Below are 14,772 nucleotides of genomic sequence, written 5' to 3' on the forward strand. Positions count from 1 at the left end.
GATGATGCAACTGTGAAGAAAAAATTAGTAAAACAAAAAACACTCAATACGATGATCTTTTTGGTTCTGCTGCTGGTGCTGGTGTTCGTCATCATCAATACTGTTATCCTCAGGCAGTACATGCACAGGGAAGTGAAAGCGGAGAGGAACAAGTCCCGTTGTGAAATGCTGTGCCGTGAGATTCTTGACGCATCCGACAGCATGACCAATGAGATGCGCTGCTTCGTGGTTACCGGAAATGTAAAATACCTGGACAATTACTGGAAAGAGCGATACGTGACAAAATCACACGATGACGCCATAGCCAAACTGGAAAAGACAAATCTCACGGAAAAAGAGAGGGAAATGCTCATAGATATTAAAAGTAATCTGGATCTTCTCATGAATGTGGAGATACGCGCTATCCGTCTTGCAACAGACGCGGGCCATATAGACGCGGCACTTCCGCAGACTGTTAACAGTTATGTGCTGAATATAGAGGACAGCCGTATGGATGAAGAGCAGAAAGCTGATAAGGCAAAAGAAATCCTTTTTAACGGAGACTATACTTTTGAAAAAGAAACTATACGCCAGAGAATAGAAAAATTTCAGGAAGTCATTCAGACACGCCAGGAGAAAGAACTGACTGTTTCAGAACACAGGACCGACATTGTACTTGGTATTCAGGAAATACTGCTTTTTATTATTTCCGCCATCCTGATCCTTATATTTATACTGGTATACCGATACTTTACTCTGCCGGTTGTGCACTATTCCCATCAGCTGGAGACCTACCGCGGCAGCAGTGAAGAAAACCCTGTCCTGCTGAGCCCGGAGGGATCTTCAGAGCTCCGTATGTTTGCCAGAAAATTCAATGAGGTCAGCCGCGGTATGCAGGAGGCATCCAAAGCCAAAAGCGAATTTCTGGCCAGCATGAGCCATGAGATCCGGACACCCCTGAACACCCTGTCGGGTTACCGCTTCCTTCTGGGCCAGACAAAGCTGGATGCAGAGCAGCGGGAATATGTGGAGGCCATGGAGAAGGCGGATATCCTTCTGCAGCAGAATATCGGAAATGTACTGGATTATTCCAGATTATCAGCGGACATGTCCCGCCTGGAGCGGACAGAGTTTGATATCTGGGAACTGCTTGACAGTCTGGAAACCATCTTTAAGTACCGGGCGGAAGAGAAGGGTCTGTATTTGAGGATGACAAAGAGTGAGAACCTGCCCCGGTTTGTAAAAGGAGATATGGGAAAAGTCAGGCAGGTGCTGACAAATCTCATAGGAAATTCGGTTAAGTTCACAGCAAAGGGAGGCATAACGGTGCAGGCTGAAAAATCCTCCTCCGCATCCTTCCGCGCTGAGGGAGAAGCCCTCAAATATTATGATTTCCTCAATGAATCCATGAAAAAAGACGGAAGGCTGTTCTGGCTCACAATCACAGTGGCGGACACCGGAATTGGGATACCGAAAGAAGATTGGGCACGTATTTTCCGGCCTTTTGAACAAAGTGAAAGAAACACCTCCAGAAAATACGGGGGCACAGGACTTGGCCTTTCCATATGCAGAAAGCTGACACAGATCATGGGCGGACAGATTTATCTGACAGAACGCAGTGCAGGGAGCTGCTTTGTAGTGAAGATACCGCTCAGGACCGCCGATACGGACTGCATACCGGAGCACATACTTGATGACGGTACGCTGTTTCCCCAATATCCTCAAAGAAAAGTGCTTCTGGTGGAAGATAATGCCATTAATCAGAAGATGGAGAAAAAAATTCTGGAGCTTTTCGGTCTGCAGGTCCATGCAGCCTCATCAGGCAGTGAAGCCATGAAAAAATGTGCGGAGGAGGAATACGAACTGATTTTTATGGACATTCACATGGAGGATACGGATGGCTATACAGCGGCGGCCAGAATCCGCAGCTTCGGTAAAAATATGATCACACCCGTCATTGCGCTGACTGCTGACGTGGAAAAGGAGAATCTGCGCAGATGCCTCTTGGAAATGGACGGTTATGTGCTGAAACCCATACACGCCGGAAAACTGCCTGCTGTTCTGAAAGAGTTTTTGGGGGCCCCTGCTGCGTTCATCCGTTCAGAACATACTTACCCCAGCAGGGAGGAGGAGATGATGCAGGACATGAGGCGGCAGTTTTTCAAATACCATGAGGCAGATATACGGCAGCTTGTATCCCTGGCAGCAGAAGACAACCGTGAAGCCCTGAAAAAGAAAGCACATATGCTCAAAGGACTGACGGCAGCGCTGCAGATGGAACTTTTGAATAAAAGGATAGTATGTCTGGAACAAATGCTGCATGAAACAGCAGAAAAAGAAGTACTGGAGAGACAGACAGGGGCAATTGCAGAGGAATACAGAAAGGAATACCAAAATTCCGCATCCCAACAGTCTTTGTCTCATTTGGCAGTTCCCCAAAATGCGGAGGAAAATGCGGAGGAATACAGATCAGCTGCATTTGAGCTGTGCAGAATGTTGGAATACGCCGATTTCGCAGCGTTGGAGTTCTGGAAACAAAAGGAAGAGATATTCAGAGGCAATATGGAAAGAGAGACATTTGACCGCCTGCAGAGCAATATGGAGCAGATGAAATTCCAGGCAGCGTTAGGGATACTGAACAGTTGTGAAGAGAGAAAGGAAGGGATAGACAATGCAGAAATATCAGGTGCTTTTTGTGGATGATGACAGAGCTGTCGGTTATATTGTATCCAGGTTCAGAGTATGGGAAAATTCTGATTTCAGTCTGAAAAGCATTGCCAGCAGCAGCGCAGAAGCATTAAAGCTCATGGAAAAAGAATCCTATGACCTTGTCATAACAGACATACGCATGCCGGGCATGGACGGCCTGGAACTTATCCGGACCATAAAGGAGCGATACCGCAGAACCATATGCATTATTTCCAGTACCTACAGCGATTTTGAGTATGCCAGGGAGGGGATGCGTCTTGGCGCCGCAGATTACATCTCCAAGCCCCTTACGGACAAAAAAATGGAGGAGGGCCTTGCGCATGTAAAAAACATTCTTGACGAGGAACGAAGCCGGAGCACAGTGGGCGCGGATCTCTTCATGGCCATGGACCAGGGACTGGAAAACAGGCTGCTGGACTTCATATTAGACGGCAGGGAAATACCTGAAAAACTGTGGAAGAGCGCAGCGGCAGGCATTGAAGCCAGGTATCCCGGACAGCCGGAAAAGCTGGCCTGTGTATTGGAATATTTTCTTCAGCGTATAAAGGAACAGATACAGAAAAAATACCCCTGGCTCCAATATTTTATAGACAGGGAAAACAAACTGGATGCAGACAGCTGCAAAGAGGAGTTTGCTGCATCGCTTCAGGAAATATCAGATTTGGCCGGCCGTTTTCAGCTCTCCGCCCAGGACAGCACCCTGAACCGGATCTGCACTTCTCTGTCCTCCCACATCGGTGAGGCTGATGCACTGGACAAAACAGCAGAGGAGGTGGAACTCAGCAAAGATTATATCCGTGTATTGTTCAGAAATAAAACAGGCATTGGGTTCAGCAAATATATGACTATGATGCGCATGGAATACGCAAAAGAGCTCCTCAGAACCTCAAACCTGAAAATATACGAGATTGCCGAGGCCTGCGGTTATGCTGCGATTGACTACTTTGCAAAGCGCTTCAAAGAGTACACGGGAGCAGCCCCGATTCAGTATAGAAAAGAAATTTTGTAAGGTAAAATACCGGAAATGTCAGGTAGTATTTATCCGATTTTTTCCGTATAGTATGGGTGTAAGGAAAAAAAGAGAGAGAAGCAGTTGACAATGCCGTCATCCCCTGTAAAGGAGATGGCGTTTTTTGTTATTTAGAAAGGAGAAGATCATATGAAAAACAAATATTTGAAAAGTGCAGCATCAATTATGATTGCAGGCTCCATGTTGTTTGGCCTGACAGCCTGCAGCGGAGGCGCCATAGCAGAAGCAGGCAGCAGCGGTGAGACTTCCTCAGGTGAGACCGCCTCCTCCGGTGATACGGTTAAGGTGGGAATCCTTCATTCCCAGAGCGGAACCATGGCTATGGCAGAGAAGCCTATGATAGAGGCTGCACAGATGGCTATTGATGAAATAAATGAGGACGGTGGTGTCCTTGGAAAACAGATAGAATACGTTCTGGAGGACGGTGCATCCGATGCGGCGGTATTCGCAGAGAAAGCCACAAAGCTTCTGACAAAGGATAAAGTAGCCACAATCTTCGGATGCTGGACCAGCGCCAGCCGCAAGGCAGTGCTTCCCGTTGTGGAGAGCAATGACGGCCTTCTCTGGTATCCGGTGCAGTATGAAGGACTGGAATCCTCCCACAATATTATGTACACAGCACCATGCCCCAACCAGCAGGCTATCCCGGCAATGGATTATCTGATGGAGAACTGCAAAGGAGATGACGGAAAACTTAAGGTATTCCTGTTCGGTTCTGACTATGTATATCCCAGAACAACCAATACCATCATCAAAGCTATGCAGAAGGACTACGGCTATGAAGTCGTAGGTGAGGAATATATCCCCCTAGGCTATACAGACTGTTCCACTGTCATAACTAAGATTCAGGAAACAAAACCTGATGTGATCATTAATACCATCAATGGCGACTCTAATGTATCCTTCTTTAAACAGTACAAAGATGCAGGACTTACCCCGGACCAGATCCAGACCATGTCCTTTTCCTGTTATGAAGAAGATATCCGTGGTATGGGCGCTGAATACGCAGAAGGACATCTCTTTGCATGGAATTATTTCCAGTCTGTTGACACAGACGCGTCCAAAGCCTTTACAAAAAAATTCAAAGAGCTGTACGGAGACGACAAAGTCACCGGAGACCCGGTTGTCAATGCCTACGAAGGTGTGTATCTGTGGAAAGCGGCAGTGGAAAAAGCAGGTACATTTGATGTGGAACCTGTGATCGAGGCGTGCGAGAGCGGAGAAATTGAGGCCGAGACTCCGGAAGGTCTGATAACTATTGCAAAAGGAACGACCCACCACTGTCTTCAGAAGGTACTGGTAGGAAAATGTGATGCAGACGGTCAGATTCAGACCCTTTGGGAGACGGAGGACAGGGTTGAGCCAGATCCGTGGTTAAAGAACTACGACTGGGCAGAAGACCTTAATGTAGAAACAGAATAACAATGTCTGTAATCAGAGAGGAGGGAGACAAATGGATTTGTTTTTTATGCAGCTGTTCAATGCTTTGAGTGTGAGCTCAATACTTTTGCTGGCATCTCTGGGCCTTGCCATCACCTTTGGCCTGATGGGCGTCATCAATATGGCTCACGGTGAATTCATCATGATTGGCGCTTATGCAACTTATGTGGTTCAGAATATTTGGAAGCAGATTTTCCCGGAGTCCATGTTTAATTGGTATTTACCGGCGGCCATACTCGTGTCCTTCCTGTTCACGGCGCTGCTGGGAGTTCTGCTGGAGCGCGTTATCATCTGCCGGCTGTACGGCAGGGCGCTGGACAGCCTTCTGGTCACCTGGGGAATCAGCCTTGTGCTGCAGCAGTTGGTACGGTCCATCTTCGGACCGGCCAACGTGAGCGTTTCCTGCCCGTCCTTTCTGGACAGGAACATCCATATTTACGGCATGTTCTCCATGTCCTGCAAACGCCTGTTTATTTTCGGACTGGCAGTTATATGCTGCAGCCTCATTGCATTTCTTATGTACCGAACCAGGCAGGGTCGGAATGTCAGAGCAGCAATGCAGAATCGCCCCATGGCTGCCAGCCTTGGTGTAAATACAGCAGCCTGTGATATGATCACCTTTGCCGTAGGATCCGGATTTGCGGGTGTTGCAGGATGTGCCATCACGTTTCTGGGCAGCATTGGTCCTACTGTAGGCCAGTCCTATATAGTAGACAGCTTTATGACAGTTGTAGTAGGCGGCGTGGGAAGGATTGTGGGATGCATTACAGGCTCTGCTGTTATCGGTGTGGGCGGACCCGTGTTTGAATTCTTTACAAGTGCATCCCTGGGAAAAGTCCTGATCTTTATTGTAGTGATTATAATACTTCAGTTCAGGCCAAAAGGTATCTTTTCTATCAGCAGCAGGGCGCTGGATGAATAAAATGTCAGAAATATTTGGAGGTGACAAAATTATGGAGAATAACAAAACAGCGGGAAAGCCGCGGTTTAAAGTAAAAGGTGACACGGTACTGATCACTTTGATTTGTATATTTCTGGCTTCCGCTCCCTTCTATATGTCAGCGTTCCGTACAAATATGCTGGGCAAATATATGTGTTTTGCCCTCATAGCCCTTGGTATTGGCATGATTTGGGGGCAGACGGGAATCCTGAGCCTTGGGCATGGAGTATATTTTGGACTTGGGGCTTACTGTATGGCAATGCACCTGAAATTGGAGGCATCCGGCGGGGCGCTCCCGGATTTTATGGCATGGAGCGCACTGAAAAAACTGCCGGCTCTCTGGAAACCATTTGCCAGTCCGGTATTTACCATATTCTGTGTGATAGCAGTTCCTATGCTGGTGGCAGCAGTTATCGGCTCCCTTACGTTCCTGAACCGAATCCGGGGCGTGTACTTCTGCATACTGTCCCAGGCCCTTGCCTATGCTCTTGCTACATTTCTCATTGGGAGACAGGAGTATTTCGGAGGTTCCAATGGTTTGACTAACTTTACCACCATTTTCGGCATGACCATTCAGTCACCGGAAGCAAAGCTCATACTTTTTTATACGACTCTTGTGGTATTGATACTGGCTTTCCTGCTGTGCCGTTTTCTGGTCAGCAGGCGTGTGGGCAGAGTGCTTCTGGCAGTTAGGGATGCAGAGAACCGGGCGAGATTCACAGGCTATTCCCCGGCAGTGTACAAAGTTTTTGTCTACTGTCTGTCTGCAGTCCTGGCAGGAGTGGCCGGAGCACTGTATGTGCCGCAGGTGGGAATCATCTCCCCATCCGACATCGGTATCTCCCCGTCCATTGAGATGGTGATCTGGGCAGCTGTAGGAGGCAAGGCGTCTCTTGCGGGGCCTGTTCTGGGGGCCCTGGTCATTAACTTTTTGAAAAGCCTTATATCAGAACAATTTCCGGCTTTCTGGCAGTTTTTCATGGGCGGCATTTTCATTCTGGTGGTACTCTTTCTCCCTAAGGGTCTTATATCTATTAAGGATGTTCCCGGAAGAATCAGGGCCGGAGTGCAGGCCGCGAAAGAAAAAAGCGGCGGCAGTGCGGAAAAGCAGAAAAAACAAAAAGAAGTCACAGTCTGAGACAGGAGGTGCAGTAAGATGGCAAAACCAGTTCTGGAAATTCAGGATGCCAGTATTTCCTTCGGGGATTTCAAGGCGGTCAGGCATGTGTCCACAACTATCTGTGAGAATGAGATTCGTTTTCTTATAGGTCCAAACGGTGCGGGCAAGACGACGCTGCTTGATGCCATATGTGGAAAGAATAAACTTTCCGGCGGCGATATCATTTACCATGACAGAGGGCGCAGCTATGACCTGCCAAAAATCAGGGAAAATAAAATCGTAAATATTGGTGTAGGACGGAAATTTCAGGCTCCCAGTGTGTTCTCAGGAATCACTATTTACGAAAATATGGAGCTGGCGGCAGTGGAGAACCGGGGGCTTTGGGCATCCCTGAGCAGCCGCCTGCTGCCTGAGACCAGGGAGCGGATAGACGAACAGCTCCGATTTATCGGACTGTATGAGCTGAGGAACGAATACCCGTCTGTCCTGTCACACGGACAGAAGCAATGGCTGGAAATCGGAATGCTCTGTGTCTCCCGCCCCCGGCTCATGCTTCTTGATGAACCGGTTGCAGGCATGGGAAGAAGAGAGACGGAGCGGACAGCAGAACTTTTGAAAATCATACAGAAGGACTGTACCATTATCGTAGTGGAGCATGACATGAAGTTCGTGAAAGAAGTGGCTTCCTGGGTGACAGTACTCCATGACGGTGAAATCCTCTGTGAGGGAACTATGGATGAAGTGCAGAACAACCAGCAGGTCATTGATGTGTATCTGGGAAGGGGAGGTGAATAATATGCTGGCATTAGAACAAGTGACTGCCTCCTATGGCGGCAGCCGTGTACTGTTCGGCGTTGACATAAAGGCAAAAAAGGGAGAGATAACCTGCCTGGTGGGAAGAAACGGCGTGGGAAAAACCACCACTGTAAAATCCATCATGGGTCTTGTAAATACACCGTCAGGCAGCATTACCCTGGACGGGAAAAATATTTTTAAAATGCCCACTTACGCAAGGGCAAAAACAGGAATCGGCTATGTGCCCCAGGGAAGAGAGATATTTCCTCAGCTTACAGTCCGGGAGAATATTCTTCTGGGTATGGAGGCCAATAAAAAAGTCCGTGAAATACCGGAACATATTTTTGAAATATTCCCCATTCTGAAGGAATTTCTGGACAGAAAAGGAGGAGACCTTTCCGGCGGCCAGCAGCAGCAGCTTGCCATTGCAAGGGCCATTGTCTCCAACCCCAAGGTGCTGATTCTGGATGAGCCTACAGAGGGAATCCAGCCCTCCGTGATCTGGGAAATCGGCAGGACCATCACCAAACTGAAGGAGTATATGGCGGTCCTGATGGTAGAGCAATATCTGGAGTTCGTACTTGAGGTCTCTGACAAATGCTATGTTATGGAAAAAGGCCGTATCCAGATGAGCGGCAAAACAGAGGATCTGGATAAGAAAAAACTGCAGGAAATGCTTGCAATGTAGGATAGAGGGAGGTTGCGGCAAATGAAAATGATACGTGCAGTCATAAGGCCGGAAAAGACAAGAGAAGTATTGGATGCGCTGGAGGAGCAGGGTTTTGTTTCCATTACAGAGATGGATGTGTATGGAAGAGGAAAGCAAAAGGGAATCACCATAGGTTCCGTAAAATATGATGAGCTGCCTAAAACCATGCTTTTTATGATTATAGAAGATAGGGATGAAAAGCAGGTATGCACCACTATTATGGATGTGGCAAGAACCGGATACGGCAACAATGGGGACGGGCGCATATTTGTCCTGCCTGTTGAGCGTGCCTATACCATCAGCACCAGGCAGGAAGGGCTGTAGCCTGACCGGGAGGAGAGTGTATATGAAAGAGATTATTGTCATCATAAGGCCGGCCATGGCGGAGGCTACCAAAAAAGCACTGGAAGCCGTGGGACTTCCGGCATTTACCGGCAGAAAAGTCTTAGGCAGGGGAAAAGCGGCAGTTAACATAACACAGAGCGATCTTACAGTGGTGAAATCAGACAGAGTGCCAAAACGTATGTTTATCATTGCGGTAAAGGATGAAGACGCGGATAAAGTGATCCAAGCGGTTACTTTAGTCAACAGCACAGGAATGCCGGGAGACGGAAGGATTTTTGTGCTGCCAATAACAGACACTTATAGAATCAGTGCAGGGCAAAAGCTCTGACACAGAATACATTTTAAGGAGGAATCAGTATGGGAAGTATTGGAAGTATGAACAAACCAGGCAATGGATTTTTAGCGGCAGCCGTCCAGTTTCCGGCACCAATCGTCAATTCCAGAGCGGACATTGACCGGCAGGTGCAGGAAATTGTCAGAACACTTCATGCCACAAAAGCCGGCTATCCGGGCTGCGAACTGATTATTTTTCCTGAGTACAGCACCCAGGGACTGAACACATCAAAATGGCTGACTGATGAATTTTTATGCGATATTCCGGGAAAGGAGACTGAGATTTTCGGGCAGGCCTGCAGGGAAGCAGGTGTATACGGTGTCTTCTCTATTATGGAAAGGAATCCTGATCCGGATAAAAATCCTTATAATTCTGCAATCATCATTAACCCGGAAGGAGAAATCTGCCTGCATTACCGCAAACTTTTCCCCTGGAATCCTATAGAACCCTGGTATCCGGGAGATTTGGGAATGCCCGTATGTGACGGCCCGGGAGGTTCCAAACTTTCCGTGTGTATCTGTCACGATGGCATGATTCCTGAACTGGCCCGGGAGGCAGCATACAAGGGATGTAATGTATATATCCGCATTTCCGGTTACAGCACCCAGGTAAATGACCAGTGGATTCTCACAAACCGATCCAATGCATGGCAGAACCTTATGTACACAGTATCTGTCAATCTGGCCGGATATGACGGGGTGTTCTACTATTTTGGTGAGGGACAGATCACCAACTATGACGGTACGGTACTGGTACAGGGGCAGAGAAACCCCTATGAAATCGTTACGGCTGAGATTTTTCCGGAAAAGGCAGATGCAGCCAGAAGGGAATGGGGACTGGAGAATAACATTTACAATCTGGGACACAGAGGCTATGTGGCATACCCGGGCGGACAGCCGGATACCCAGCTCACTTACATCAAGGATTTGGCAGAGGGAAAATACTGCCTGCCGTGGGAGGATGAAGTGGAGATTAAAGACGGCTCTATTTATGGTTATCCCACAACGGGAGGAAGATTTGGCACAGAGCCCTATGATGACCCTCATAAGATACACAGCTATACAGGCAAATGAGAAATGCAGCAAAAGGAGGTTTCTGAAATGCGATTAACACCCAAGGAACAGGAAAAACTAATGCTCCACACAGCCGGAGAGCTTGCCGCCAGCCGGAAAGCGCGCGGTGTAAAGTTAAATTATACAGAGGCGGTTGCCTACATCAGCTCTGAGCTTATGGAATATGCCAGAGACGGCAGAAATGTTGCAGAGTTAATGTCCCTGGGCAGAAACCTCCTCACCAGGGATGACGTTATGGACGGTGTAGAAGATATGATACATGAAGTACAGGTTGAAGCCACATTTCCGGACGGAACAAAACTGGTTACAGTACACAGCCCAATCCGGTAAAGAGGAGGAAAAAAACGTGAAGATAGGAGAAATCATGCCGAAACACAGGGATATTATACTGAACAAAGATAAAACTGTCCTGGAGATATCTGTGACGAATACAGGGGACCGGCCCATCCAGGTGGGTTCACACTATCATTTCTTTGAGGTAAACAGATACCTGGTATTTGACCGTGTAAAGACATACGGATTTCACCTGGACATTCCCTCCGGCACGTCCGTGAGATTTGAACCGGGTGAGACAAAGAGCGTTTTCCTCACCTCCATGGGTGGTTCCGGGCGCGTCTTCGGTCTGAATGATCTTACTTGTGCCCAGGTTACAGAAATCAGTAAAATAGCAGCTATGGATAATGCTGCAAAAAAAGGTTTTCTGAAGGAGGCAGAAAAATGAGCACTATCATATCTGGAAGAAATTACGCAATGATGTACGGTCCCACAACCGGTGACAGAGTCAGACTTGCAGACACCAGCCTGGTCATTGAAGTAGAAAAAGACTATACCCATTACGGGGATGAGATAAAGTTCGGCGGCGGCAAAACGATCCGCGACGGTATGGGGCAGTCCGTGAAGGCAGCCAGAGAAGATGGCTGTCTGGATCTTGTCATTACCAATGCCCTGATCGTGGACTATACAGGAATCGTGAAAGCAGATATCGGTATCCGTGATGGTAAAATAGCAGGAATCGGCAAGGCGGGAAATCCGGATATCATGGACGGCGTTACGCCGGGGATGACTGTGGGGGCGTCCACAGAAGCCCTGGCAGGTGAGGGGATGATTGTTACAGCCGGAGGTATTGACAGCCATATACATTTTATATGTCCCCAGCAGATTTTATGTGCCCTGTATTCCGGTGTGACAACTATGATCGGAGGCGGCACAGGCCCTGCAGATGGAACCAATGCAACCACCTGTACCCCGGGTCCCTGGAATCTGGAAATGATGCTTAAGGCAGCGGAAGAATACCCCATGAATCTGGGATTTTTGGGAAAAGGAAACTGTTCCGATGAAAGGCCTTTGGCAGAGCAGATAAAAGCCGGTGCAATGGGGCTGAAGATCCATGAAGACTGGGGTGCGTCTCCGGCAGTCATAGACCACTGCCTGAACATTGCTGACCTCTATGATGTGCAGACAGCCATTCACACAGACACCCTGAATGAGGGCGGATGCGTGGAAGACACCATACGTGCCATTGCCGGCCGTACCATACATACTTACCATACAGAAGGCGCAGGGGGCGGTCACGCACCTGATATCATTAAGGCGGCTTCCATGCCAAACATTCTGCCGTCCTCCACCAATCCCACAATGCCTTTTACTGTGAACACACTGGATGAACACCTGGATATGCTGATGGTATGCCATCATCTGGATAAGAAAATACCTGAAGATGTGGCATTTGCGGATTCCCGCATCAGACCGGAAACCATTGCGGCAGAAGACGTTCTGCATGACCTGGGAGTATTCAGTATGATGAGTTCTGATTCCCAGGCCATGGGACGCATCGGTGAGGTAATAACCAGAACCTGGCAGACTGCAGGAAAGATGAAGGATGAGCGCGGCCCTCTCCCGGAAGATATGGGAAATGAAAACGACAATTTTCGGGTAAAACGCTACATAGCCAAATACACCATCAATCCGGCTGTAACACATGGTATATCCCAATATACAGGCTCTGTGGAAAAAGGAAAGATGGCAGATCTGGTCATCTGGAATCCTGCTTTTTTCGGAGTAAAACCTGACATGATCATCAAAGGCGGAATGATCATCGCATCAAAAATGGGCGATGCCAATGCATCCATACCGACAACAGAGCCTGTCATGTATCAGCCTATGTTTGCCGCTCACGGAAAAGCCAGATTTTCCTGCTGTGCTACGTTTGTCTCCAAGGCGGCTGTAAAAGAAGGGATAAAGGAAAAATACGGACTGGAGAAACAGATTCTCCCTGTCTCCGGCTGCCGCAGCATCAGCAAAAAAGATATGGTTTTTAATGACAAGACCCCTGTCATAACAGTAGATCCTGAGACATATGAAGTCACTGCAGATAAAGTCCCCCTTACTTCCAAACCTGCAGAAGTGCTTCCCCTGGCTCAAATGTACCATTTATTTTAATCCAAGCAGCAAAGCGGATTCCGAATATCGGCTTTGACTGCCACGAAGTAAAAAGGAGGATGCGAGAAAATGATGTTATGCCAGCAAATTTTAGGAAATATCGGGGATTCCGGTTTCAAGGGCAGGAAAATCGACTATGTGGACATTGAGTGGTACGAAGCCTTCAAAAGAATCCACCGCAAGACAACAAGGGATGGTACGGAGATAGGGATTCGTTTGGATGACAGGATTCTCACAAGAGGCATCCGCCAGGGAGATGTTCTGTGGGAGGAAGGAGAAAATGTAATTGCAGTGAACATTCCGGACTGCGATGTCATTGAAATATGGATAATGCGAAACCATCCGGGAATGACAGCGAAAGTATGTTATGAAATAGGAAACCGCCATGCATCCCTGTTTTACGGCAGGGACAGGAACAGCTTTATCACACCCTACAGTGAATCCATGCTCCGCATGCTGAACCAAATGCATGGCATAAGTGTCACGGTCAGACGGGCGAAACTTGACTTTGACAGAAGAATTTCCGCCGGAGTCAGCGCCCATGTCCATTGAGTGGGGATAAGGATTTCCTGCTGCTTCAGATCAATGATGCTTTATTTCCCATCGGAGGCTACTCTCATTCCTATGGTCTGGAGACATATATTCAAAAGGGGATTGTTTGTGATATGGCTTCAGCTGACGCCTATATCCGGCAGAATATCAGAACAAACCTTTTGTATCATGAACTGCTGCTCATAAGGCTGGCCTGGGAATATGCAGACATGGATGATCTGGAGGCCCTTTTGGGACTGGAGGAAATTGCAGAGGCCAGCCGCAGTCCAAGGGAAATCCGGGAGGCCAGCCGCAAATTAGGATCCCGCTTTTTGAAAACCACTGCAGGACTGGACATTTCCTATAGAAGCAGCATTTTCCAAAGATACACAGAGGCGGCAGAGGAGCGTGTCAGTCATCCCTGTGCATATGGTGTTTTCTGTTCGGCAGCAGGGATAGAAAAAGAGCCTGCCATATATCACTTCCTTTATGCGCAGATATCAGCCATGGTCACAAACTGTGTAAAAACAATACCCTTAAGCCAGAGCGCAGGGCAGCAGCTGCTGAACAGCATGACTGACATATTTACAGAGATTACCGGCAGAGTGGGAGAACTTACAGAGTCTGATCTATGTATATCCGCGCCGGGATTTGCTGTCCGGAGTATGCAGCATGAGTGTCTGTATTCAAGAATTTACATGTCATAGATAGGAGAAAGATATATGTCATACGTGAAAATAGGTGTAGCAGGGCCGGTAGGTTCAGGTAAAACGGCATTGATTGAAGCCTTGACAAGAAAACTTGCATCGGATTACAGTGTTGGGGTGATTACAAATGATATTTATACCAAGGAGGACGCGGAATTTCTCAGCAGAAATTCGGTCCTCTCCCGGGAACGGATTATTGGAGTGGAGACCGGAGGATGTCCTCATACTGCTATTCGGGAGGATGCTTCCATGAATCTGGAAGCAGTGGATGAGATGATGGAGAGGTTTCCGGATATTAACCTGCTGTTCATTGAAAGCGGCGGCGACAATCTCTCTGCAACCTTCAGCCCGGAACTGGCGGATGCCACCATATTTGTCATCGATGTTTCAGAAGGAGATAAAATCCCGAGAAAAGGCGGGCCTGGAATTACACGGTCAGATCTGCTTGTCATCAACAAGACAGATTTGGCCCCCTATGTAGGGGCAAGCCTGGAAGTCATGGAGCGTGACTCTGAAAAAATGCGGGGAGGACGGCCTTTTCTCTTCACAAACATCCGCTCAGGTGAACATGTGGATCAAGTGGCTGCCTGGATCAGAAAAAATGTACTTCTGGAGGAATAA

Annotated in this window: 16 protein-coding genes; all 16 read left to right on the forward strand. The window is 48.0% G+C overall.

Annotated features, from left to right (window positions below; genetic code table 11):
- Positions 1-12 precede the first annotated feature (12 nt).
- Complete coding sequence (locus MUB35_RS00605; RefSeq protein WP_186970966.1) at positions 13-2,682, forward strand: ATP-binding protein; 2,670 nt, start codon at positions 13-15, stop codon at positions 2,680-2,682.
- Entirely contained in the window at positions 2,651-3,697 is a 1,047-nt protein-coding gene (locus MUB35_RS00610; protein WP_186970965.1) for a response regulator transcription factor, read from the forward strand. Before MUB35_RS00605 ends, MUB35_RS00610 begins: the two co-directional genes overlap by 32 nt.
- Before the next feature lie 150 nt (positions 3,698-3,847).
- Positions 3,848-5,140 (forward strand): urea ABC transporter substrate-binding protein, encoded by a 1,293-nt coding sequence (gene urtA / locus MUB35_RS00615; RefSeq protein ID WP_186970964.1) that lies wholly within the window; start codon positions 3,848-3,850, stop codon positions 5,138-5,140.
- A 31-nt stretch (positions 5,141-5,171) separates the two neighbouring features.
- A complete protein-coding gene (gene urtB, locus MUB35_RS00620) occupies positions 5,172-6,080 on the forward strand; it encodes an urea ABC transporter permease subunit UrtB (RefSeq protein WP_186970963.1) in 909 nt (302 codons plus the stop codon).
- A gap of 31 nt (positions 6,081-6,111) precedes the next feature.
- A complete protein-coding gene (gene urtC / locus MUB35_RS00625) occupies positions 6,112-7,236 on the forward strand; it encodes an urea ABC transporter permease subunit UrtC (RefSeq protein WP_054350756.1) in 1,125 nt (374 codons plus the stop codon).
- A gap of 18 nt (positions 7,237-7,254) precedes the next feature.
- Complete coding sequence (gene urtD, locus MUB35_RS00630) at positions 7,255-8,013, forward strand: urea ABC transporter ATP-binding protein UrtD (RefSeq protein ID WP_186970962.1); 759 nt, start codon at positions 7,255-7,257, stop codon at positions 8,011-8,013.
- Position 8,014: 1 nt separating this feature from the next.
- Positions 8,015-8,701 carry an urea ABC transporter ATP-binding subunit UrtE gene (urtE, locus tag MUB35_RS00635; protein ID WP_186970961.1) on the forward strand — a complete coding sequence of 229 codons (687 nt, stop codon included), beginning with the start codon at positions 8,015-8,017 and terminating at the stop codon, positions 8,699-8,701.
- Between the two features lie 21 nt (positions 8,702-8,722).
- On the forward strand, positions 8,723-9,046 hold the full coding sequence (locus tag MUB35_RS00640; RefSeq protein WP_054350484.1) for a P-II family nitrogen regulator: 324 nt from the start codon (positions 8,723-8,725) through the stop codon (positions 9,044-9,046).
- A 22-nt stretch (positions 9,047-9,068) separates the two neighbouring features.
- Complete coding sequence (locus tag MUB35_RS00645) at positions 9,069-9,395, forward strand: P-II family nitrogen regulator (protein ID WP_186970960.1); 327 nt, start codon at positions 9,069-9,071, stop codon at positions 9,393-9,395.
- A gap of 29 nt (positions 9,396-9,424) precedes the next feature.
- Complete coding sequence (locus tag MUB35_RS00650; protein ID WP_054350486.1) at positions 9,425-10,474, forward strand: formamidase; 1,050 nt, start codon at positions 9,425-9,427, stop codon at positions 10,472-10,474.
- Between the two features lie 27 nt (positions 10,475-10,501).
- Positions 10,502-10,804, forward strand: a complete 303-nt coding sequence (ureA, locus tag MUB35_RS00655) for an urease subunit gamma (protein ID WP_186970959.1) — start codon at positions 10,502-10,504, stop codon at positions 10,802-10,804.
- A gap of 16 nt (positions 10,805-10,820) precedes the next feature.
- The gene (ureB, locus tag MUB35_RS00660) at positions 10,821-11,195 is read left to right on the forward strand and encodes an urease subunit beta (protein WP_186970958.1); all 375 of its coding nucleotides are present in this window, start codon (positions 10,821-10,823) and stop codon (positions 11,193-11,195) included.
- Positions 11,192-12,913, forward strand: a complete 1,722-nt coding sequence (ureB, locus tag MUB35_RS00665; protein WP_186970957.1) for an urease subunit beta — start codon at positions 11,192-11,194, stop codon at positions 12,911-12,913. Before ureB (MUB35_RS00660) ends, ureB (MUB35_RS00665) begins: the two co-directional genes overlap by 4 nt.
- Positions 12,914-12,982: 69 nt before the next feature.
- Positions 12,983-13,465: an urease accessory protein UreE gene (locus MUB35_RS00670; RefSeq protein ID WP_054350487.1), complete on the forward strand. Its 483-nt coding sequence runs from the start codon at positions 12,983-12,985 to the stop codon at positions 13,463-13,465.
- Positions 13,462-14,151 carry an urease accessory protein UreF gene (locus tag MUB35_RS00675; protein WP_054350488.1) on the forward strand — a complete coding sequence of 230 codons (690 nt, stop codon included), beginning with the start codon at positions 13,462-13,464 and terminating at the stop codon, positions 14,149-14,151. The genes MUB35_RS00670 and MUB35_RS00675 overlap by 4 nt, the downstream gene beginning before the upstream one ends.
- 15 nt (positions 14,152-14,166) lie before the next feature.
- Positions 14,167-14,772 (forward strand): urease accessory protein UreG, encoded by a 606-nt coding sequence (gene ureG / locus MUB35_RS00680; protein WP_186970956.1) that lies wholly within the window; start codon positions 14,167-14,169, stop codon positions 14,770-14,772.

The sequence above is a fragment of the Blautia sp. NSJ-175 genome, from assembly GCF_022867815.1.
GTDB classification, from domain to species: Bacteria; Bacillota; Clostridia; order Lachnospirales; family Lachnospiraceae; genus Blautia; species Blautia celeris.

Bases quoted from the DNA above. Each gene is read 5' to 3' on its own strand.
- MUB35_RS00610 (WP_186970965.1), top strand. From the start codon at position 2,651: ATGCAGAAATATCAGGTGCTTTTTGTGGATGATGACAGAGCTGTCGGT.
- urtA (WP_186970964.1), top strand. From the start codon at position 3,848: ATGAAAAACAAATATTTGAAAAGTGCAGCATCAATTATGATTGCAGGC.
- urtB (WP_186970963.1), top strand. From the start codon at position 5,172: ATGGATTTGTTTTTTATGCAGCTGTTCAATGCTTTGAGTGTGAGCTCA.
- urtC (WP_054350756.1), top strand. From the start codon at position 6,112: ATGGAGAATAACAAAACAGCGGGAAAGCCGCGGTTTAAAGTAAAAGGT.
- urtD (WP_186970962.1), top strand. From the start codon at position 7,255: ATGGCAAAACCAGTTCTGGAAATTCAGGATGCCAGTATTTCCTTCGGG.
- urtE (WP_186970961.1), top strand. From the start codon at position 8,015: ATGCTGGCATTAGAACAAGTGACTGCCTCCTATGGCGGCAGCCGTGTA.
- MUB35_RS00640 (WP_054350484.1), top strand. From the start codon at position 8,723: ATGAAAATGATACGTGCAGTCATAAGGCCGGAAAAGACAAGAGAAGTA.
- MUB35_RS00645 (WP_186970960.1), top strand. From the start codon at position 9,069: ATGAAAGAGATTATTGTCATCATAAGGCCGGCCATGGCGGAGGCTACC.
- MUB35_RS00650 (WP_054350486.1), top strand. From the start codon at position 9,425: ATGGGAAGTATTGGAAGTATGAACAAACCAGGCAATGGATTTTTAGCG.
- ureA (WP_186970959.1), top strand. From the start codon at position 10,502: ATGCGATTAACACCCAAGGAACAGGAAAAACTAATGCTCCACACAGCC.
- ureB (WP_186970957.1), top strand. From the start codon at position 11,192: ATGAGCACTATCATATCTGGAAGAAATTACGCAATGATGTACGGTCCC.
- MUB35_RS00670 (WP_054350487.1), top strand. From the start codon at position 12,983: ATGATGTTATGCCAGCAAATTTTAGGAAATATCGGGGATTCCGGTTTC.
- ureG (WP_186970956.1), top strand. From the start codon at position 14,167: ATGTCATACGTGAAAATAGGTGTAGCAGGGCCGGTAGGTTCAGGTAAA.